This window comes from Vibrio sp. Vb1018 (genome assembly GCF_033338775.1).
GTDB lineage: Bacteria > Pseudomonadota > Gammaproteobacteria > Enterobacterales > Vibrionaceae > Vibrio > Vibrio alginolyticus.
Map to the genome: position 1 here is coordinate 53,680 of NZ_JAWOTI010000012.1, position 20,679 is coordinate 74,358.

At 44.6% G+C, this 20,679-nt stretch carries 22 protein-coding genes; 13 read left to right on the forward strand and 9 right to left on the reverse strand.

The genetic code is table 11. From position 1 onward, the window contains the following. Positions 1-19: 19 nt before the first annotated feature. The 6 genes from R7Z10_RS13920 to rpsB form a co-directional block, all read right to left on the reverse strand. Complete coding sequence (locus R7Z10_RS13920; RefSeq protein WP_005385351.1) at positions 20-862, reverse strand: phosphatidate cytidylyltransferase; 843 nt, start codon at positions 860-862, stop codon at positions 20-22. A gap of 12 nt (positions 863-874) precedes the next feature. Further along, positions 875-1,630: an isoprenyl transferase gene (locus tag R7Z10_RS13925; protein ID WP_005380331.1), complete on the reverse strand. Its 756-nt coding sequence runs from the start codon at positions 1,628-1,630 to the stop codon at positions 875-877. A gap of 96 nt (positions 1,631-1,726) precedes the next feature. Next, positions 1,727-2,284: a ribosome recycling factor gene (gene frr, locus R7Z10_RS13930; protein WP_005380330.1), complete on the reverse strand. Its 558-nt coding sequence runs from the start codon at positions 2,282-2,284 to the stop codon at positions 1,727-1,729. A gap of 100 nt (positions 2,285-2,384) precedes the next feature. Then, positions 2,385-3,110 (reverse strand): UMP kinase, encoded by a 726-nt coding sequence (gene pyrH / locus R7Z10_RS13935; protein ID WP_005380329.1) that lies wholly within the window; start codon positions 3,108-3,110, stop codon positions 2,385-2,387. Between the two features lie 147 nt (positions 3,111-3,257). Then, positions 3,258-4,103 (reverse strand): translation elongation factor Ts, encoded by an 846-nt coding sequence (tsf, locus tag R7Z10_RS13940; RefSeq protein WP_005380328.1) that lies wholly within the window; start codon positions 4,101-4,103, stop codon positions 3,258-3,260. 132 nt (positions 4,104-4,235) lie between these two features. Then, positions 4,236-4,964, reverse strand: coding sequence for a 30S ribosomal protein S2 (gene rpsB, locus R7Z10_RS13945; protein WP_005380327.1), 729 nt, complete (start codon positions 4,962-4,964; stop codon positions 4,236-4,238). A gap of 384 nt (positions 4,965-5,348) precedes the next feature. Here rpsB and map point away from each other — a divergent pair, with 384 nt between their 5' ends. The 3 genes from map (at position 5,349) to R7Z10_RS13960 (ending at position 9,486) form a co-directional block, all read left to right on the forward strand. Continuing rightward, a complete protein-coding gene (gene map / locus R7Z10_RS13950; protein ID WP_005380326.1) occupies positions 5,349-6,227 on the forward strand; it encodes a type I methionyl aminopeptidase in 879 nt (292 codons plus the stop codon). Positions 6,228-6,335: 108 nt separating this feature from the next. Continuing rightward, on the forward strand, positions 6,336-8,960 hold the full coding sequence (glnD, locus tag R7Z10_RS13955; RefSeq protein ID WP_017636037.1) for a bifunctional uridylyltransferase/uridylyl-removing protein GlnD: 2,625 nt from the start codon (positions 6,336-6,338) through the stop codon (positions 8,958-8,960). Between the two features lie 142 nt (positions 8,961-9,102). Continuing rightward, positions 9,103-9,486 carry a DUF3461 family protein gene (locus R7Z10_RS13960; protein WP_005380322.1) on the forward strand — a complete coding sequence of 128 codons (384 nt, stop codon included), beginning with the start codon at positions 9,103-9,105 and terminating at the stop codon, positions 9,484-9,486. Between the two features lie 90 nt (positions 9,487-9,576). On the opposite strand, the gene truC is transcribed toward R7Z10_RS13960, so the two are convergent. Continuing rightward, entirely contained in the window at positions 9,577-10,347 is a 771-nt protein-coding gene (truC, locus tag R7Z10_RS13965; protein ID WP_258496166.1) for a tRNA pseudouridine(65) synthase TruC, read from the reverse strand. A gap of 4 nt (positions 10,348-10,351) precedes the next feature. Then, complete coding sequence (locus R7Z10_RS13970) at positions 10,352-10,666, reverse strand: YqcC family protein (RefSeq protein ID WP_086047155.1); 315 nt, start codon at positions 10,664-10,666, stop codon at positions 10,352-10,354. Between the two features lie 76 nt (positions 10,667-10,742). Here R7Z10_RS13970 and R7Z10_RS13975 point away from each other — a divergent pair, with 76 nt between their 5' ends. Further along, positions 10,743-11,780, forward strand: coding sequence for a DUF3549 family protein (locus tag R7Z10_RS13975; RefSeq protein ID WP_285399731.1), 1,038 nt, complete (start codon positions 10,743-10,745; stop codon positions 11,778-11,780). Between the two features lie 13 nt (positions 11,781-11,793). Continuing rightward, positions 11,794-12,093 (forward strand): DUF3301 domain-containing protein, encoded by a 300-nt coding sequence (locus tag R7Z10_RS13980; protein ID WP_005380315.1) that lies wholly within the window; start codon positions 11,794-11,796, stop codon positions 12,091-12,093. On the opposite strand, the gene R7Z10_RS13985 is transcribed toward R7Z10_RS13980, so the two are convergent. Beyond that, positions 12,053-12,538, reverse strand: coding sequence for a GNAT family N-acetyltransferase (locus tag R7Z10_RS13985; protein WP_005380314.1), 486 nt, complete (start codon positions 12,536-12,538; stop codon positions 12,053-12,055). The genes R7Z10_RS13980 and R7Z10_RS13985 overlap by 41 nt on opposite strands. A 932-nt stretch (positions 12,539-13,470) precedes the next feature. Between R7Z10_RS13985 and R7Z10_RS13990 the strand changes: the two genes are divergently transcribed. The 8 genes from R7Z10_RS13990 to R7Z10_RS14025 all read left to right on the forward strand — a co-directional run bounded on the left by R7Z10_RS13990 (position 13,471) and on the right by R7Z10_RS14025 (position 20,635). Then, entirely contained in the window at positions 13,471-13,764 is a 294-nt protein-coding gene (locus R7Z10_RS13990; RefSeq protein WP_033905520.1) for a hypothetical protein, read from the forward strand. Beyond that, positions 13,761-14,210, forward strand: coding sequence for a YaiI/YqxD family protein (locus R7Z10_RS13995; protein ID WP_005380310.1), 450 nt, complete (start codon positions 13,761-13,763; stop codon positions 14,208-14,210). The genes R7Z10_RS13990 and R7Z10_RS13995 overlap by 4 nt, the downstream gene beginning before the upstream one ends. Positions 14,211-14,404: 194 nt before the next feature. After that, entirely contained in the window at positions 14,405-15,394 is a 990-nt protein-coding gene (locus R7Z10_RS14000; RefSeq protein WP_172840021.1) for a ketoacyl-ACP synthase III, read from the forward strand. Next, positions 15,391-16,377 (forward strand): NAD(P)-dependent oxidoreductase, encoded by a 987-nt coding sequence (locus R7Z10_RS14005; protein WP_318105078.1) that lies wholly within the window; start codon positions 15,391-15,393, stop codon positions 16,375-16,377. Before R7Z10_RS14000 ends, R7Z10_RS14005 begins: the two co-directional genes overlap by 4 nt. Next, the gene (locus R7Z10_RS14010) at positions 16,346-17,209 is read left to right on the forward strand and encodes an MBL fold metallo-hydrolase (RefSeq protein ID WP_017820759.1); all 864 of its coding nucleotides are present in this window, start codon (positions 16,346-16,348) and stop codon (positions 17,207-17,209) included. Before R7Z10_RS14005 ends, R7Z10_RS14010 begins: the two co-directional genes overlap by 32 nt. Beyond that, the gene (locus tag R7Z10_RS14015; RefSeq protein ID WP_318105080.1) at positions 17,197-18,465 is read left to right on the forward strand and encodes a F390 synthetase-related protein; all 1,269 of its coding nucleotides are present in this window, start codon (positions 17,197-17,199) and stop codon (positions 18,463-18,465) included. The genes R7Z10_RS14010 and R7Z10_RS14015 overlap by 13 nt, the downstream gene beginning before the upstream one ends. Beyond that, positions 18,453-19,565, forward strand: a complete 1,113-nt coding sequence (locus R7Z10_RS14020) for an ATP-grasp domain-containing protein (RefSeq protein WP_318105082.1) — start codon at positions 18,453-18,455, stop codon at positions 19,563-19,565. Before R7Z10_RS14015 ends, R7Z10_RS14020 begins: the two co-directional genes overlap by 13 nt. Then, on the forward strand, positions 19,562-20,635 hold the full coding sequence (locus R7Z10_RS14025; RefSeq protein ID WP_318105084.1) for a hypothetical protein: 1,074 nt from the start codon (positions 19,562-19,564) through the stop codon (positions 20,633-20,635). The genes R7Z10_RS14020 and R7Z10_RS14025 overlap by 4 nt, the downstream gene beginning before the upstream one ends. Positions 20,636-20,679: the final 44 nt, after the last annotated feature.

Sequence of the window (20,679 nt, forward strand, 5' to 3'; positions counted from 1 at the left end):
CGACGCCGCTCCTGATAAATTAGAATACGTAGTAAAGAAGAGCAAAAACTGGGAATGCTGCGGTTAGGCTGTCGATACGATCTAGCACACCACCGTGCCCTGGGATAATGTTACTGCTGTCTTTAATGCCTGAGACACGTTTGAACATACTTTCAACCAGATCACCAAGCACTGAAATAACGACAGTAACCAGCGTAATCAGCACCATATGGACAGGGCTAGTGAACTGGATGTCGAACCAATCAGCAAATGCCCACGCTACGATTAATGCCGTGATAATGCCACCAATTAGCCCTTCAATAGTTTTATTGGGGCTTACATGAGGAGCCATCTTACGTTTGCCTAAGCTTTTGCCTGCAAAGTAGGCGCCGCTATCTGCAGCCCATACCAAGAAACAAACGTACAACACAAGCTTTGCGCCGTGGTATGGATCTACAGTGATGTCATACGCTCTGAGAATAATCACACTCCAAAGGAATGGGATTAATGTCAGAAAACCAAATACATGACGTAAAACAAAATTACTTTGCCAAGATTTCGTCGTTTTGGGGTAAGTAATCGCCATTAAGCTAGCAATAATCCACCAAACAAAACCAATACCCAAGACGACATAATGAGGTGTCGTTAAGTGATTGAGGCTATATGCATCAGGCGAGATGTATAGAAAACTAAGTCCGGTAATAATGATTGCCGGCACAAGGGCAGCAATGCGAGAGTTGCTTCCTGTAAACTGAGTCCACTCCCAAAAACCTAATAGCGTTATTGCAGTTAAAGCGGCAATAAAGCCCATTAGCGGTAATTTAAAAATGCCTAAAATAACCAGGGGAGCTAAAATTAGTGCTGTTATTATTCTCTGTTTCAAACTAACTAGTCCTTATTGAGCTGCCATCAATGCCTTTATTTGTTCACCTGTACAGCCAAAACGACGTTCTCGGTTGATAAACCAAGTCACAGCTTCTACCAAACTGTCTTCATCGAATTCTGGCCAGTACTCTGGTGTAAAGTACATTTCTGCATAAGCCATTTGCCACAACATAAAGTTGCTGATGCGGCACTCTCCACTGGTGCGAATTAAAAGATCCACTTCCGGTAGGTCTGCCATGGTCAAATGCTCAGTGATTAGCTGCTCATTGATATCCTCTACACGAATTTCACCGTTACGTGCTTTTAGCGCTAACGTTTTAGCAGCTTCTGTGATGTCCCATTTACCGCCATAGTTGGCTGCAATGTTGATCACCATACCCGTGTTATCTGCCGTTAGGTTTTCTGCTTCTACAATTTTCTTTTGTAGACGCTCACTAAATCGACTGGTATCACCGATCACGCGCAACCGTAAGTTATTTTTGTGTAGTTTTTTTACTTCACTAGACAGGACCGTGATAAACAGTTCCATCAAAAGACCCACTTCTTCCTCCGGACGACGCCAGTTTTCACTACTAAAAGCAAACAGCGTCATGGCTCTAATGCCTAGTTTTGAAGCAGCAGCCACGGTCTTACGAACGGCACTAACGCCTTTTTTATGACCAAATACGCGAGGTTTTCCTTTGGACTTAGCCCAACGGCCATTACCGTCCATAATGATGGCAATATGCTTAGGAAGGGAATCAGAGAAGGCTTGAGAATTTTGCATAGGGAGTTAATTGAGTTCCATCAGTTGGATAGACTAACATAAAAAAACGCTGAGCTGTGAGCACAGCGTTTTCCAACAGTGATGTGTGTGGGAGTATTAAACTTCCATCAACTCTTTTTCTTTTGCAGCAAGAACTTCATCGATCTTCTTAACTGCAACGTCAGTTAGCTTTTGAATTTCGTCTTGTGCTTTACGATCTTCATCTTCAGAGATTTCTTTATCTTTTAGAAGCGCTTTAAGATCGTTGTTTGCGTCACGACGGATGTTACGAACAGCAACACGACCACCTTCAGCTTCACCACGGACGATCTTAACTAGGTCTTTACGACGTTCTTCCGTTAGCGGTGGAAGTGGAACGCGGATGATAGTGCCAGCTGACATAGGGTTTAGACCAAGGTCAGACGTCATGATCGCTTTTTCTACTTTCGGCGTCAGCTCTTTATCAAAAACCGTGATTGCAAGTGTACGTGCATCTTCAGCAATAACGTTTGCTACTTGGTTTAGAGGTGTTGCTGCACCGTAGTATTCTACAGAAATACCAGATAGTAGGCTTGGGTGTGCACGACCTGTACGAATTTTAGAAAGGTTGTTCTTAAGCGCTTCAACGCTTTTATCCATGCGCTCTTGCGCGTCTTTTTTGATTTCGTTAATCACAGTTTCACCTTAAAAATGTCATCTTTCCTGAAGAAAGCCTAAAACGGTTGAGCAAAGCAAGCACCACCCTAACGCTTTGGAGTGGCACCTTAAGCCAAGCTTATTCGTTGATGAGCGTGCCTTCTGCTTCGCCCATTACCACGCGACGTAGTGCGCCTGGCTTGTTCATATTAAATACGCGGATTGGCATTTTGTGGTCACGAGCTAGCGTAAACGCCGCCAAGTCCATAACTTTCAGCTCTTTATCCAGAACTTCTGCATAAGATAGCTTATCATACAGCTCTGCGTCTGGGTTTGCTACAGGGTCAGCAGTAAATACACCATCAACTTTCGTCGCTTTTAGTACAACATCCGCTTCAATTTCGATACCACGTAAACAAGCAGCAGAATCCGTTGTAAAGAACGGGTTACCAGTACCAGCAGAGAAGATGACAACTCGGCCTTGGCGAAGCTCACGGATCGCATCAGCCCAATTATAGTCGTCACATACGCCTTTTAGAGGGATTGCAGACATAACGCGCGCATTTACGTATGCACGGTGAAGAGCATCACGCATCGCTAGGCCATTCATTACTGTAGCAAGCATACCCATGTGGTCACCAACTACGCGGTTCATACCAGCTTCAGCTAGGCCTGCACCACGGAACAAGTTACCGCCACCGATAACTACACCAACCTGAACACCCAGTTCAACCAGTTCTTTAACTTCTTGTGCCATACGATCAAGGACCGCAGGATCAATACCAAAACCGTCTTCACCTTGAAGAGCTTCACCACTCAGTTTTAATAGAATACGTTGATACGCTGGTTTAGGGTTCGTAGTCATGGAGTTTACCTTCCAAAGAGAGTTGTTGATTAACAGTCATGAATAGACACAACTTCAGTTATGGCTATTCATCACGGCTAATCGTTCACTGCTCATAAAAAGACCGCAGCCTTGGCTACGGTCTAATCTTTATACAGTCTCTAAGGATTAACCTTTTTGAGCTGCTGCAACTTCTTCAGCGAAGCTCATTTCTTCTTTCTTCTCGATACCTTCACCTACTTCTAGGCGAACGAACGTAGAAACTGAAGCGCCTTTTTCTTTCAGCATTTCGCCTACAGTTTTCTTAGGCTCCATGATGAAAGCTTGACCTGTTAGAGAGATCTCGCCAGTGAATTTCTTCATGCGGCCAACAACCATCTTCTCAGCGATTTCAGCAGGCTTGCCTTCGTTCATTGCGATTTCAACTTGAACAGCTTTCTCTTTTTCTACTACGTCAGCTGGTACGTCTTCTGGGTTAACGAACTCAGGCTTAGAAGCAGCAACGTGCATTGCAACGTGCTTAAGAGTTTCTGCGTCGCCTTCACCAGCAACAACAACACCGATTTTCTCACCGTGACGGTAAGAAGCGATTGCAGTGCCTTGAACGTATTCTACGCGACGGATAGTGATGTTTTCACCGATTTTAGCTACTAGAGCTACACGTGCGTCTTCGAATTGTGCTTGTAGTTCTTCAACAGAAGCTTTTGAAGCTAGAGCTGCAGCTGCAACTTCTTCTGCGAATGCAGTGAAGTTACCGTCTTTAGCAACGAAGTCAGTTTGGCAGTTAACTTCAAGAAGAACAGCAACGCCGTTTTCTTCTTTGATGATGATTGCGCCTTCAGCTGCAACGTTACCAGCTTTCTTAGCTGCTTTCGCTGCGCCAGATTTACGCATGTTTTCAATTGCTAGTTCGATGTCAGCGTTTGCTTCTACAAGCGCTTTCTTACATTCCATCATGCCAGCGCCAGTACGCTCGCGAAGTTCTTTAACTAGAGCAGCAGTTACAGTTGCCATTCTGTCTTCCTCGTTTGATTCGAAATAAGGTAAAAAACAGGGGCCTAACATTGTCGGCCCCCATTGCTAACTATAACTTAGTTTATGCTACACAAAGGTTTCACATAGACCAAGTGTGACACAGAGCCGCTATTATTCAGCTTCTACGAAACCGTCTTTTTCAGCAACTGCAGCTACGTCTTTGTTACGACCTTCAGATACTGCTGAAGCAGCAGCGTTCAGGTATAGCTGTACAGCGCGGATCGCGTCGTCGTTACCTGGGATTACGTAGTCAACGCCGTCTGGGTTAGAGTTAGTATCTACCACAGCGTATACTGGAATACCTAGGTTGTTAGCTTCTTTAATTGCAATGTGTTCGTGATCAGCGTCGATTACGAATAGAGCGTCTGGTAGGCCGCCCATGTCTTTGATACCACCAAGAGATTTCTCTAGCTTCTCCATTTCGCGAGTACGCATTAGAGCTTCTTTCTTAGTTAGTTTGTCAAAAGTACCGTCTTGAGATTGAGTCTCTAGTTCTTTTAGACGCTTGATAGACTGACGAACTGTTTTGTAGTTTGTAAGCATACCGCCTAACCAGCGGTTGTTTACGTAAAACTGGTTGCTTGCGATTGCAGCTTCTTTAACAGCTTCAGATGCAGCGCGCTTAGTACCTACGAATAGAACCTTACCTTTCTTCTCGCCAACTTTAGCTAGTTCAGCTAGAGCGTCGTTGAACATTGGTACAGTTTTTTCTAGGTTGATGATATGAACTTTGTTACGAGCGCCAAAGATGAATGGCTTCATTTTTGGGTTCCAGTAACGAGTCTGGTGACCGAAGTGAACACCAGCTTTTAGCATATCGCGCATTGATACAGTTGCCATTTTAAAATCCTCTATGGGGTTAGGCCTCCACATTCCCCATAACTCCGACCAAGCTTCTGCTCAGCACCCCGGAATATGTGACGGAATGTGTGTGATTTAAAGATAAAAGGTTATTCGGATGAAGCTTGCTTCGCCGCTTAACTTTGCTAAACGAAGAGAACAGTCCTCTATTCCGGCGCGCTTTATACCATATTTTAGCTCACTGTGGCTAGTAAAAATTATTTCTTCACCGAGCCACTTTCTCCTATTTATAAGCAAAACTTTAAACATATGATCGAATTAAGAATGATGCATATTCCTATCTAACTTGGGTTAACGCCCCGATGTCTGATAGAATGCGGCCATTCGCACGTTTACGTGCTTAGGAATAAGTAGAGAAAGCCAATGTCAATCAAGATTAAAACTGCTGAAGAAATAGAACGCATGCGCATTGCGGGCAAGCTAGCCGCAGAGATTCTAGAAATGATCGAACCACACATCAAAGTTGGTGTGACGACAGAAGAGTTAAACAAAATCTGTCATGAGTACGCTCTAGAAAAAGGCGCATACTCTGCTCCGCTTGATTACCATGGTTTCCCTAAGTCGATCTGTACTTCAATCAACCATATCGTATGCCACGGTATTCCAGCGGAAAAAGACGAAATCGGTAGCAACGGCCAAATGAAGCCGGCGGTACTAAAAGATGGTGACATCTTAAACGTTGATATTACCGTAATCGTTCCAAATGATGAGAATGCCGATCTGAGCGTGCGTCCTCAGGGTTACCATGGTGACACTTCTAAGATGTTCCTAGTCGGTGATGTTTCGCCTGCAAACAAACGTCTGTGCATGGTAGCTCAAGAAGCACTGTACGTTGGTATGCGTACCGTTAAGCCAGGTTCAACGGTTGGTGACATCGGTACAGCTATCGAGAAGTACATCAAAGAGAATAACAAGAACAATCCTCGCAACAAGTTTTCTATTGTGAAAGACTTCTGTGGCCACGGTATCGGCGATGAGTTCCATGAAGAACCACAAGTGGTTCATTACAAGAACAAAGACCGCCGCGTATTAAAAGAAGGCATGTGCTTTACTATTGAGCCGATGATTAACGCAGGTAAATTTGGTTGCTCTGTTGATGCACAAGATGACTGGACTGTTTACACGGGCGACGGCAAGAACTCTGCGCAATGGGAACATACCATTGTTGTAACAAAAGAAGGTTGTGAAGTACTGACGCTTCGTAGCGACGATACGATTCCTCGCCTAATGAAAAACGCGTAAAGCTGACGACCACTCGTTGTTTACTATATCCCTGCTTCGGCGGGGATATTTTTTATCTGCCGCAAATTTGTTAGATTGTTATTAGATTAGCTTGCACGGATGGCAAATATGACACTTCAGTCCCCTCTTACCTTTTCCGATGAACAAATCAATATCGGTGAACTCAAACAAGAATTAGAGAAGTTTAGCTCTAATCAAAACCAAGAGTTTCTCAATCATCATCCGGTAACAAGCTTGGTTTTAGCCAGAGCTGAATATATGGATCTGCTTCTCAATCGTTTGTGGCAACATTTTGGTTTCAAGGATATTTACAACATTTCCCTAGTTGCCGTTGGTGGCTACGGACGAGGCGAGCTGCATCCGCTCTCCGATATCGATATTTTGATTCTGTCGAACAATAAACTGCCAACCGCGTTAGAAGCAAAAATCAGCGAATTCATTACGCTGTTGTGGGATTTAAAACTCGAGGTCGGACACGCTGTTCGCACCGTTACTGAATGTGCTGAAATTGGTAAAGCCGATCTAACGGTCGCGACAAACCTGCAAGAAGCGCGACTGCTGTGTGGAAGCGAGGACACCTTTCAGGCACTGAAGAAAGTCGTGTTATCAGACTCCTTCTGGCCAAGTGAGACGTTTTACCGCGCTAAAATTCAAGAGCAGCGCGAACGCCATGCACGTTACCACGACACGACCTACAACTTAGAACCGGACATTAAATCAACCCCTGGCGGGCTGCGCGATATTCATACATTAAGCTGGGTCGCTCGACGTCACTTTGGTGCTACTTCATTGTTGGAAATGAGCCGATACGGATTTTTAACTGACGCAGAATACCGAGAATTGGTTGAATGTCAGGACTTCCTTTGGCGAGTACGTTTCGCTCTGCACATGGAGCTTCGCCGCTATGACAACCGCTTGACCTTTGCTCATCAAGCACAAGTTGCGGAAAATCTAGGCTACGTCGGAGAAGGCAATCGAGGCGTAGAAATGATGATGAAAGAGTTCTACCGCACGCTTCGTCGTGTGGCAGAGCTCAATAAAATGCTACTCAAACTCTTTGACCAAGCGATCATTAATGGTGGGGCGACAGAAAGTGCCGAGATTCTCGATACGGACTTTCAACGTCGCGGTTCTTTAATTGAAGCGCGGAAACCCGCATTGTTCCAAGCTCGCCCAGAAACTATTCTGGATATGTTCTTACATATTGCTAACGACTCAACTATTGAAGGGGTGAGCCCACCAACGCTGCGTCAACTGCGCACCGCTCGCCGTCGGCTCAACAAGTTTTTGCACACCATTCCTGCTGCGCGTGAAAAGTTCATGGCGTTATGTCGTCACCCTAATGCTCTGCACAAAGCATTCAGTCTCATGCACCGATTAGGGGTTATGGCGGCCTATTTACCGCAATGGAGTCAGATTGTTGGTCAAATGCAGTTTGACTTATTCCATGCCTACACAGTTGATGAACACAGTATTCGCTTACTTAAACACATCAACACTTTTAGTGACCCAGAAAATCATGCGAAGCACCCAATTTGCTGTGACGTCTACCCTCGAATGCAAAAGAAAGAGCTGCTGATTATTGCCGCTATTTTCCACGATATCGGGAAAGGTCGTGGCGGCGATCACTCAATTATCGGTGAAGGAGAAGCATACGACTTCTGCATTGAGCATGGCTTATCGAAGCCCGAAGCCAAACTTGTCGCTTGGTTGGTAAGACATCATCTATTAATGTCTGTCACCGCACAGCGCCGAGACATTTATGATCCTGATGTCATTACCGAATTTGCCAAAAAAGTCAGAGACGAAGAATCTCTCGATTATCTTGTATGCCTGACAGTTGCAGATATTTGTGCAACGAACCCAGAACTTTGGAATGCTTGGAAACGAACTTTACTTGCGGAGCTGTATTACTCCACACAACGTGCTTTACGTAGAGGCCTAGAGAACCCTGTCGATGTGCGTGAGCGAATTCGCCACAATCAACAAATGGCCTCCGCAATGCTGCGCAAAGAGGGGTTTGCCGCGCGCGAAATTGAAGTATTGTGGCAACGCTTCAAAGCTGACTACTTCCTTCGTCATACCCATACGCAAATCGCGTGGCACTGCGAACACTTACTTCGCATGGAAGATCCGACTAAGCCTTTGGTATTGATCAGTAAAAAAGCCACTCGTGGCGGCACTGAGGTGTTTGTATATACGAAAGACCAGCCTGCTTTATTTGCGACGGTCGTGGCGGAGTTAGATAGGCGTAATTTTAATGTACACGACGCGCAAATCATGACCAGCAAAGATGGGCACGTGATTGATACCTTTATGGTACTCGATCAACATGGCGAAGCGATCGATGAGTCTCGTCACGCGGCGGTGATTAAACACCTCACCCATGTACTGGAGGCGGGCCGACCAACCAAGATTAAAACGCGCCGTACTCCGAACAAACTTCAGCACTTTAATGTGAAAACCAAAGTCGACTTCTTACCAACCAAAGGTAAAAAACACACTTTAATGGAGTTTGTCGCGCTAGACACACCAGGGCTGTTGGCCAAAGTAGGCCGTACGTTTGCTGATTTAAATATCAACCTTCACGGTGCCAAAATCACCACCATTGGTGAGCGAGCAGAAGACTTGTTTATTTTAACCAGTGATGCAGGAGGAAGATTAAGTGAAGAACAGCAAGATGAGCTAAGAGAGAGATTGATCGAAAAGTTATCTGATGAGGTCGCAGCTTAGATAAAACCTGCCAATCTTTTCGGTTCAGGGCGAGAGCGATCTTGCCCACAAGTTAAGCATTTTGGCTAAATATCAGCTATCTAGCTCATACATAGGCTGCTACAGTTATATCAATATCAATTCGATGTAATAGAGGTAGCCTATGTATCCCCACCTCACTGGTTTGGGTATTCACGACCCTAAGCAGATTGAACGTTATTCCCTACGCCAAGAAGCACACAAAGACGTACTCAAGATCTATTTCCACAAGCAAAAAGGCGAACTATTCGCTAAAAGCGTTAAATTCAAATACCCACGCCAAATCAAAAATGTTCTTGTTGATAGTGGCAGTCACAAATATAAAGAAGTAACGGAAATCAACCGTAACCTCACATTAGTCATTGATGAACTGAATAAAATCACTAAGCCAACGAAACAACCTGAGGTTGATGTAAAAGAGAAAATTCTTTCAGACCTTCGTCATTTAGAAAAAGTCGTTTCGAGTAAGATCGCAGAGATCGAAGCGGATCTTGAAAAACTAAAGTAAACGTTAAGTCTTAAATTTTAAAAAAGGGTTAGCATTGATGCTAACCCTTTTTATTTGTACCCAATCATTATCTAGATCTAACTGCACCGATTATCGGTTAATCATCGATTCATCCCACTCAAATCGAGTGAACAATTGCTGCCAAGTTTCATCAAGATTGGCCGTCATGACAATCTCTTGATCGGTAAATGGATGGACGAACCGTAACTCTGAAGCATGCAGTAGCAGACGATGAGATTCAAACTCTGTGCGATACAGCTTGTTGTGCTTTCCATCCCCGTGCGTTGTATCACCCACGATCGGATGGCGTAGATGTGCCATATGACGACGAAGTTGGTGCTTACGCCCCGTTTTAGGTTTCATCTCAACTAAGCAATAACGCGTTGTAGGAAATTTACCCGTCGAATAGGGAACCTCCACTTTAGCCAGCGGCTTATATTCCGTCACCGCTTCTTGCGCTTCTTTTTCTTGTGAAGCGAACTTATCAGCAATCTTGTCTAACTCGACTTTGAGCTCGTAATCCAATACGCCCTCTTCCTCAATCCAACCGCGTACTATTGCGTGGTATGTCTTTTCCATTTTATGTTCAGCAAACATCGGCATGACTTGTGATGCGACTTCACTCGACAACGCAAACACAAGCACACCAGATGTTGGACGATCCAGACGATGCAATGGGAACACATGCTGACCAATTTGGTCGCGCAAAGTTTGCATGACAAACTGAGTTTCGTGTTTATCTAACCAACTGCGATGCACTAACATGCCTGCAGGCTTATTGACCGCTACAAAATATTCATCCTGATAAACGATCTCCAGCTCAACTGGTTCTGAAGATCGCGTTAGTTCTTGTTCTAGCATTCGTTTACTTACACAGTTCGTCAATGGTTCGGATTGTAACGAGCAGCTCGGCGAACTGCGGTTCCTGCTTCCACGCTTCCGAAAAATAGGGCTCGAGAGAAAACCCTCTTGGCAGTGGTTGGTTATTTTTCACTAGTGCGTGCATTCTGGCTATAAAGATCCACTGCAACCACTCATGAGGGTGCAATGTATCAATCGCAAATGGCTCCGTACTTTGTAAGGCTTGCTCTGAAGGCATAGTGTATTGCCACAATTTATGCTCTCTAAGCTGCGCTTCAAGTTGGTGAAGTAAGTCGACCAATTGAGTATTTGTTACCATTAATTCTATCTCGAACCTTGAATTAGCCGAGAATGATACCATTTCTTGTGAAAAGAACGTTAGGACGTCGTATTTAATGGAAAACATTCAAACCCTCACTCAACTGTTGAACAACAGCCACTGTGATTATCAAATCTTCGATCTTGGTCGCCGTATCAAAACCATCGCTAAGAAAGAGTTTATCGATGTAGAAAAAGGTCAAGCACCTTACCCATTTCCAATGCAACGTAAAGCACACCTTGCCATCGCGTACTGGAATGAACAAAAGCAACCTTGGATTTGGTTTCTAAAGTTTGAATTGGACGAGCGCGGTTTGTTAAAGCAAGCGGATATCGGCAATTTCATTAAATACGTAGTGGAGGCTATGGGAACACGCCTCAATGATGATATCACTGAAGAGCAACAGCAAAAGCTGTCTAACAACCCATACACTTTCAAACCTTCCGAAGATAAAATGGCCGTGTTTCATAGCCAGGTCCGCGCAAACCTCAATCTTCCTACCAGCCAATATTACGAGCATACCCAGCATTACTTCTCTGGAGGTTTAGGCTGGGATAATTGGCAAACTGTAGGTCTGCAAGGTATCACAGACATAGCCGCTCGCCTGGACAAAGAGCAAAACGGGGTAATGATACGCAAAGCGTTGAACCACCTACCAAATGAGCCACTTTATGCCCTATTAGGTGCGCTTGAGCACGTAGAGCTTCAAGAGCGTTTAGCAGAACGTATCGCGGAAAAGGCACAGCAAGAAATCGCAAGTAGCGAACCTGATCTCTTCCTACTTTCAGCACTTATCCGAGCCCTTGCTGGTGCACCACCAGAAGTCGCCTCTCCAGTATTAGATGCGATATTGCATAGCCCTCGTTTAAGCCATCAGGAGGTATTGATTGGTGTGGCGGGTCGCGCTTGGCACTTACTCGCCAATGAAAAGGTAGCAGAACAGTTTTTGCTGCGTTTAGCTCAAACCGGTAATCAAGCCCTATTTAATCAGTTATTTGCCGATTTAGTGATGCTGCCAGAGTTAAGAATGGTGTTATTGCCTTTACTGCATTCAAACCCATCAGAGGAACTAGCAAATGCGCTAGTAAGCTTACAACAAACAACAAAAAGCTAAGAAAGGTTCAGGAATGATTGGTGATCTTTTAGCAATTTTAGGGCTCTGCTTTTTCTGTTACCTGTTTTGGCAACAGCGTCGCCAAGCCGAACTCGCAAAAGCGGCCATCACGCGTAAATGTGAGCAATTGGATCTCCAATTAATCAGCATCGCCTTTGGTGCCCATAAACTAAAAACGCCAGACGGAGTCTGGCGTTGGCATACGGTGTATCAATTTGAGTTTTCATCTCTTGGTGACGATTGCTACCAAGGAGAGTTAACCATGGTCGGTTTCAGGCCGCAGAACTTTCACCTACCACCGCATCGCTTGTAAATTCCATTTCAAAGTAAGGACCATATATATCCTTACTTTCTTTTGTTTCAACAAATCCCAGCTTTTTCAGTACCGCCATAGAAGCTTGATGATTGCTATTCACGTTAGCTTTCACCTTATTCAAGCCCAACTCACGGCACGCTTTGGGGAAAAATGCTTTTAGTGCTTCTGTTGCTAACCCTTTACCCCAATATGATTTATCAAAAATAAAACCTAATTCAGGTTCGGAATCGAGATTAGCAATGAACACGTGCCCCATATAGTCACGACTGGTGCTCTCTAGCACTGCCATACTATAAATGTTCTCATCATCCAGTATTTTCTCAAACATCTGTTTGGCAGACGCAACTGTATACGGACCATTCAATTCAGCACGGTTTTTCGCACAGCAATTCAGCATGACGAATTCTAGTTGCAACGACTCATTGTAGGGTAGAAGAAGCATTCTTCTGGTTACTATGGCCACATCTGTTCCTTGATTACAACAAACTTAATCTATCCGCAGATCACAAACTCGATGAGCTGAACATGCTCAATGATTGCGGGCATAACACCTTGTAGAGAAGCCGAAAGTTAAACCAACTGGTTGGAAAGGATATTGATCTGAGTTGTTTTTTATTAAGTGTTATTAGGAATTTATATATTTTGTGATATTGATATCCCCAAATAACATCGAGATGCTTAATTCAATGAGAACACTGGATATCGTTTTTATATAAGAAAGACCCCGACACATAAGTATCGGGGTCATGGTCTTACTCGCAGCAGTCCGGCTACTAAAAGTGCTCCATGCATCATCCATAATAGTGGCTGATTCCGTCAGCTTATTCCTTACGTCGCCGTCCTAGCGGTGTCCTTATCATCCTGACTGCTAACATTCCTCGTTAGCACACGTCACTTGTTCCTTGAGCGGTGTCCCTTGCATCTTCCTGATGCTGTCCATAACCTCAATCCTAGAGGGGTCCATTGTCTATCCTTAGTCATCAACATCCTATTGATGATCGTATCCTTACAATGTCCTACGCTCCATGCTTGATTAATCATCCTGACCAACCAAATCGTCTTCCTGACGATAACCAAATCCTTGGTGCTTTCCTGTTCCATGTCTGCTTCCTGCTGACAACTCTCAATTTACGCCTTTTCCAAAAATAGACAATCTATCTAAGATAAATATTTGGCTCTCACATTGGTTAACAAGTTGTTAAATCATTATTTATCAGAAACTTAAGCTCTTCAGCTTCTCTTTTTCCGCTTACGAAATCGTTTTCTCTCACAACCTATGTAAGAGATCTCTCACACTACACTCTCCAAAATGCCATTCGCCAAATTAGCGCACTCAACGTATGATGATAGATATATCGTTGTTAAGGATTAAAAATGTTAACTCAAGACGTTACTAAAGAATTAGAAGCGGCAATGGAACAGTTGCAACAACAAGGAAAAGAGCCAACCGTAGCGTTAGTGAAAGCACGATTGAAAACGCCAGTTCCAATGCCAGCGTTAATCACCGCAATAAAAAGTTGGAAGAGTGCTCAACGCGTACCCAAGGTTGAAATCGCAGCACAACACCACACCGATAATGATCGTCTTGAAGCCCTAGAACACACCGTAAAAATGCTAGCCATTCGTATTGAAGAGTTAGAAGCGAAACTCAGTGAGAAATCATCATGAAGTTATGGGTAGATGCAGACGCGTGTCCGAAAGTTATTCGCGAAACCATTGTGCGTGCCGCCGAGCGTACGGGGATTGAATGTACGTTTGTCGCTAACCACGTTGTCCCTGTGCCGAAAAGAGACAACATCCACTCGCTACAAGTCCCTGCGGGATTTGACATCGCAGACAACGAAATCGTCAAGCGTGTAGAAGCCAACGATTTGGTGATCACGTCAGATATTCCGCTTGCAGATGAGGTTATCTCTAAAGGCGCTCAAGCCCTCAGTTCTCGTGGCGAGCTCTATACAAAAGACACCATCAAAGCTCGCCTAAATATCCGCGACTTTATGGAAACCATGCGTTCAAGCGGAATTCAGACAGGTGGGCCCGCCGCGCTTTCTCAAACCGATCGACGCGAATTTGCAAACCATTTGGATCGTATTTTGGCGAAATTTAAGAAGTAACCCTCACTCTATTCATATTGAGCCAGCAAATAAAAGCCTGGCTCATTCCTGAAAATTCATTCTCAGCATTGCACCCAAAGCGTGCTCTTACTCCCATTTGTTTTGTTCTGTTTATTTTTCATCTCGCTCACCATAGCTTCAATATGCAACGTGGTTTATTTTGAACGACGTTTTTAATAAGTGTATAGAGAATAATGGGCTTTAACATCGTTTCCAGTGGAAGCTACCTGCCAACGAATCAATGGTCTGATCGAGAGATGGATCACTTCCTAAAATTAGCGCCAGGGACCTGCCGAAATAAATTCGACGTTGAATATCGTCATGTAGCCAATACAAAAGAGACCGCTATTTACATGGCGGTGCAGGCAATAGAGCAGTGTTTAGGAAACACACATACCTTAAGCTCCGTTGATCTCCTTATCTACGCTAGCGGTACACACCACCAGTCTCTACCCTACGACGCTTCAGCGGTTCTCGCCGCGTTAGACGCTCCAACATGGCTAGAAAGCTTTGATTTGAACAGCACCTGTTTATCCTTTCTCTCTGCGCTTGATCTTGCTCAGAGTCTATTCTTAGCAAAACGGTACCGTCGGATTCTTATTGTCACCAGCGAACTCGCCACTGGCATCACACTGAATCGAAATTTTACGCTCAAACCAGAAGTTGCAACCTTATTCGCGGACGGTGCCGCCGCATTTTTGCTCGAAGAACACAACGATGATGGATTGCTCACCAGTCACTTTGAAACGCATCATACCGGGTATTCATTTTGTCAAATTAAGGGCGGAGGTAGTCATATCAATCCGCATACCTCCGAGCATCAAGCCTATTTAAAAAGTTGCCAGTTTGAGATGGAGGGCAAAGCACTCTTTAAACATGTGCGTAAAGCCTTACCAGCGTTTCTAAAAAAAGGGTTTGACGCCTCTCCGGTAACACTCGGCGATATTGATTATTTTCTTCCTCATCAAGCCAGCGCGCATGGATTAAAAAAACTGCCTTCACTCACCGGGCTACCAACAGAGAAAACCGTTAATCACTTTTCGACTTTGGGAAACCAAGTCGCCGCCTCACTCCCAATTAACTTACACTGGCTGCGTAATCAGCCAGAAGCCGCAGGAAAACATGTGTTATTAGCTGGTACCGCCGCAGGGTTGTCACTAGGGATGGGAGTGCTAAAACTATGAAGATATTGGTCACTGGTGGCAGCGGGATGTTGGGTAGCGCAATTCTGAGAATGTTTCACCAGCAGCATGAACTGCACTTTACAGCACGAAATACAGTCATCGCTAAACAACTCGCCGAGCAATTCGATATTATCCCACATATAGTCGATTTAAGAGACCACTCAGCAGTTCATGCGGTATGCCAAGGTATGGATGCAATCATCCATTGTGCCGCTCTCTCAAGCCCATGGGGAAAGTGGCAGGCGTTTTATCAAGCCAATGTAGATGCCACCAAAAACCTCGTCAATGCGGCTAATACCTATCAAATCTCGCGTTTTATCCATATTTCCTCCACCAGCGTCTACTTTGACCATCAAGACCGTTGGAATATTCGAGAAACCGACGCCATAGCTTCATACTGGTGTAATGATTACGCACACACAAAATACCTATCGGAAATTGAAGCCGTAAAAGGCCAAAGCAAAGCGATCATTTTAAGACCGCGTGGCATTTTTGGACCCAATGATCGCGCGATTATCCCAAGAGTGCTTAAGGCGATAAAAAACAACACTCTGCTTCTGCCATCGGGTAGAAATCCTGTGGTTGATCTGACCTATGTAGACAACGTTGCCCATGCAGCGATGCTCGCTTGCACTCAGGCAGGCCAACTTCAGCATGGTGATGTGTTCAACATTTCCAACAACGAACCAATGCCAATTGAGACTGTTCTGCAAGCTTTATGTGAGGGGTTAAACCTAAAAGTAACGTTACAATCATTACCATACGGCGTTGTATCACCATTATTAAAGCTCAGTGAGCAAATACGAAGGCACTTACCACATCAGCCAGAACCAAGGCTCACCTCATACAGCGCAGGATTGTTTAACTATCATCAAACTCTGGATATCAGCAAGGCGAAACAAACACTGAATTACCAACCGCTTTTTTCAATTCAAGAAGGAATACAGCAGTATGCAAACTGGTCTAAAAATAAAAATCTTTGAGGCTGGACACTGCGTACACCCAGGCTTTGTTGTCAAACCAGGTTCTGGTATCAAGCCTAGAGCATTTCCGGCAGCCGTTGCGTTAATTCAGCACCCAACACAAGGCAACATCCTGTTTGACACGGGATATCACGAGCATTTTTTTAGCGCGACTCGCCCCTTCCCTGAACGTTTTTATGCTTGGACAACACCTTGTCGCTATAAAAAAGAACACGGAATTGTTGCGCAGTTAGCAAAAGAAAGTCTCAAACCTCATGATATTGAACACTTAGTACTTTCCCACTTCCATGCTGATCACATTGCTGCCGTGTCTGAGTTTTCCCACTCTCAATTGCATTGCCAACAAAAAGGGGTGGATGCAATTACTAAAAGTGGTCGAATTGGAGGCGTAAGAAAAGGATACCTAAAAGCTCTACTTCCTCCACAACTTGAATCTAACTTATTCATTCATAGTGACTTTTCTGTATCAATCAGCCAAATTCTTCCTCAGTGCCAAGGTGTTAATTTGCTCTGTAAAGACATGTTCGACGATGGATTTATTTATATGGTTAGCTTGCCAGGCCATGCAGCTGGCCAAGTGGGCTTGCTGGTTAAAAGAGACCAAGGTTGGCTGTTCTTACTCGCCGATGCATGCTGGTTAATCGAGAGCTTGAGTGAAAATATCGATCAACATTGGCTGGCGAACATGCTTTGCGATGATACAAAAGCCTATAAAAACACCCTCTCCGAGTTGAGAAGTTGCTACCAACAAACCCACCACTTTGTTCGCTTCGTGCCTTCACATTGTCAGGAAACTATCCAGCAGCTAATCAAAGAAGGATGGATGAAGTGAGAACGCTTATCTCAGAATTCTGGCGAACCCGCTACCGCCCCTTCGGCTCAAGGGAACAAGTCGAAACATGGCAGCAACAACACTTAACGCAACACTTGGATTGGGTATGCCGCCATTCACCGTATTACCGCTCACTTCAAGGTGCACCACTCAGTGATTTCCCTATCATGAATAAGCAAACCATGATGGAGAACCTTTCAGAGTTGAATACGAAGGGCTTAGATGCTGAACAGTTAATGCAGCAGGCACTCAAAGCAGAGCAGTCACGCAACTTTGCCGCTTCGAAAGTTGGCGATGTTACTGTTGGGCTTTCTTCGGGCACATCAGGCATGCGCGGGCTGTTTCTTGCTGACAAGCAGGAAACACAACTGTGGGCCGGCAATATATTGGCTCGCCTTTTGCCCAACCTATGGCAAAAGCACCGAATTACACTAGCCTTGCGGGCCAACAGCCCACTGTATAAATCCGTCGCGAAAGGGCCTGTTACATTCTCTTATGCCGATTTAACCAAACCTTACCAAGAATGGATAAAAGAGCTAGATGAGTTCCAACCCACGCTTTTGGTTGGTAGTGCGCAAGCTCTTCAGCTCTGTGCCCAGTTCAGCGGTCAATTTGGTCAACCCGAAATTCAACCACAGCGGATCATTTCTGGTGCAGAAGTCCTAACTGAGAGTGACCGTCACTTTATTTCTCAACGGTTCGACAGCGAACTCCATGAAGTCTATCAATGTACCGAAGGTTTTCTTGCATGTACGGATCAGCATGGACAAATGCGCTGGAATCAAGATGTTGTTTACATCGAAAAACATTGGCTGAATACCGAACGTACTCATTACAGCCCAATCATTACCGATTTTCGTCGTAAAACTCAGCCAATTATTCGTTATCAGCTCGACGATATTATTGAGAATAAACAGGATAATGGCGTATTTGAACCTCTTGGCGCGATTGCCGGACGATGTGGTGATCGCCTCACGCTAAACGCAAACCAGGTCCCAGTGACGGTGTTACCAGATCTCATCTACCGCGCTATAACACTATCCGCCCAAAGTCGCGTGGATTACCGAATCACCCAAACAGGGTCACAAGCCATTCAAATTGAAGCGGATGTTCACCACCATCGGGTTATACATCAAGCCTTGATAAAGTTGTTTGACCAATTGCGGCTTGATCCTGTCAGATTTAGTTACCGCCCTGCGCCTATTTGGACGCCAATGAATAAACAACGACGTGTGGTGAACATATGCGGGTCTTAATCACCGGAGCCCGAGCACCAGTTGCACTAGAGTGGGCAACTATGTGTATGCATCATGGACATGACGTAATTCTCACCGATTCGCTAAAAAAACCTCTAGGATCGTTTTTGCGAGGCATTGAGTCTTATATACCCACCGCTTCGCCTCGATTTGCGTTTCCCACCTATCAACAGCAGATCCTAAAAATCATTACTCAGATGCGTATTGATATGGTGATACCCACTTGTGAAGAAGTGTATTACTTGGCTCATGTTGCCAAACAATGCCCAGAAGTAGATTTTTTTCTGCCCAATGTAGGACTACTCAATGCCCTGCACAACAAGTTGACCGTCTTTGAACAGCTTCAAGATTTGCCAGAAATTACACTTCCCAAAACTCGTTTGGTCGCTGATAAAAGTGAGATTGAAATTAATAAGAGAACCGTTCTAAAGCCCGTTTACTCTCGGTTTGGCGGGCAAGTCATAAGAGATGTGACGACTCAGTCTATTTCTGCCGCCACGATATCGCCCCTTTACCCTTGGGTTCAGCAACAAAAAATCCATGGGACTCCGGTGTGTAACTATGCCATTTTTGAACATGGTGACCTTAAGGCACACCAAGCTTATGTGCCGAAATACTGTGTAAACGGCTCGGCCGCCAGTGCTTTTCAGCCGATCTCATGCAAACGACTAGATACATTTATCGCAGCTTTTGGTAAACGTCATACTTATCATGGGCAAGTGTCGTTTGACTTCATCAAATCACAAGATGAACTCTACGTGATTGAATGTAACCCAAGAGCCACCAGTGGTTTGCACCTACTCTCGTCTCGATGCAACCAACTGCTTCCTAATATGGAGTTTACCAGTCCTTCCAAGCAGCGATTGCATCATTTAGGTCCAATAACACTCATCGCGGAAGGTGGATTATCCCTATTTAAGGCTCGAACTTGGCAAGATTGGTGGTCTGGAGTGAATGTAATGCAACAGCATAACTTGCCGGTAGGGAGCCAAATCCAGAGTGTGTTTGAATTACTCCGGTTAGCTAGGCAGAACAAGACGAAGTGGAGCGACGCTTCTACCGTTGATATTGAGTGGAATGGAGAGGCATTGAACTCATGACACTTTCCTCTCAAGAATGGCATCAAACCTTTATCACTCTTATGCAGTCAAATCCTATTGATGAATGCACAGCAAGCTTTGGTTGCTACTATATCGATGATGTTGCCATTCCTTACTCCGTAACACCAAAAATACCAAACAACTGTTATGCAGTCTCCCCTATGACACTGCTTAGTGGCTACGCCGAAGAAGAGCTTCACAAAGTCAAAAATATGGCTGTTCGATGGGTATGTAAGTTACTTATTAATATGACTAAACCAATCTTATCATTGGCTGGATTGGATCAAGTCCAAACGCTCAACAATCAGTGCTTGTCCACCAATATGTATAGCGAACAATGGGCAGCCTTAAATCTCGATGAACTGCGTCGCGTCGCACTCGATCAATACCCCACCTTTCCCTTGGTGCTTCGCTCCCTCAACCAGCGTCAGCATTCACACTTAATTCAGCGATTGAAGCAGCCAAAATGGCAAAGCTTGGTAACACGACAAGTGTATTTACTTGATGATTGGCAAGCGTTCAGCTTCAACCGAGATTTAACGAAAGACTTCAAACTGCTTAATGATAAAGATTGGCAGTTTAGGCCACTGACCACTGATGAAGAGTTTCAGCGTGCCAAAGAGTTATATGACATGCTTTACCTTGATAAATACAGCCTCAATAACATCCAGTTTTCAACCCAATATTTAAAACAGGTGAGCCAGAACAAATTAGTACATTTAGTGGGACTGTTTTATCAAGAAGAGATGCTGGCTACGTTAGGCATTGTAGAAATTGATAATGATATGACTTGCCCAATTTTTGGCTACGATACCAATAAGCCACAACGCCTCGCATTGTATCGTCGAATATCGGCCTATACCATCCGCCATGCAATGATATACCAGCGTCGCTTTAATATGAGCTCAGGCGCTCCGGCTTTTAAACGCAACAGAAAAGCCCGGCCAGAAATTGAATTTAGCTATGTTTATATTGCGCACTTACCTTGGTACAAACGCATAATTTGGAAAAGCTTGTGCTGGCTCACTCAGCACTTTTATCGCCCTTTGTTGATGCGTTTTCAGCTATAAACCGACATCTATAATCAGGTAAGCCTGCGTACACAGTCTCAATC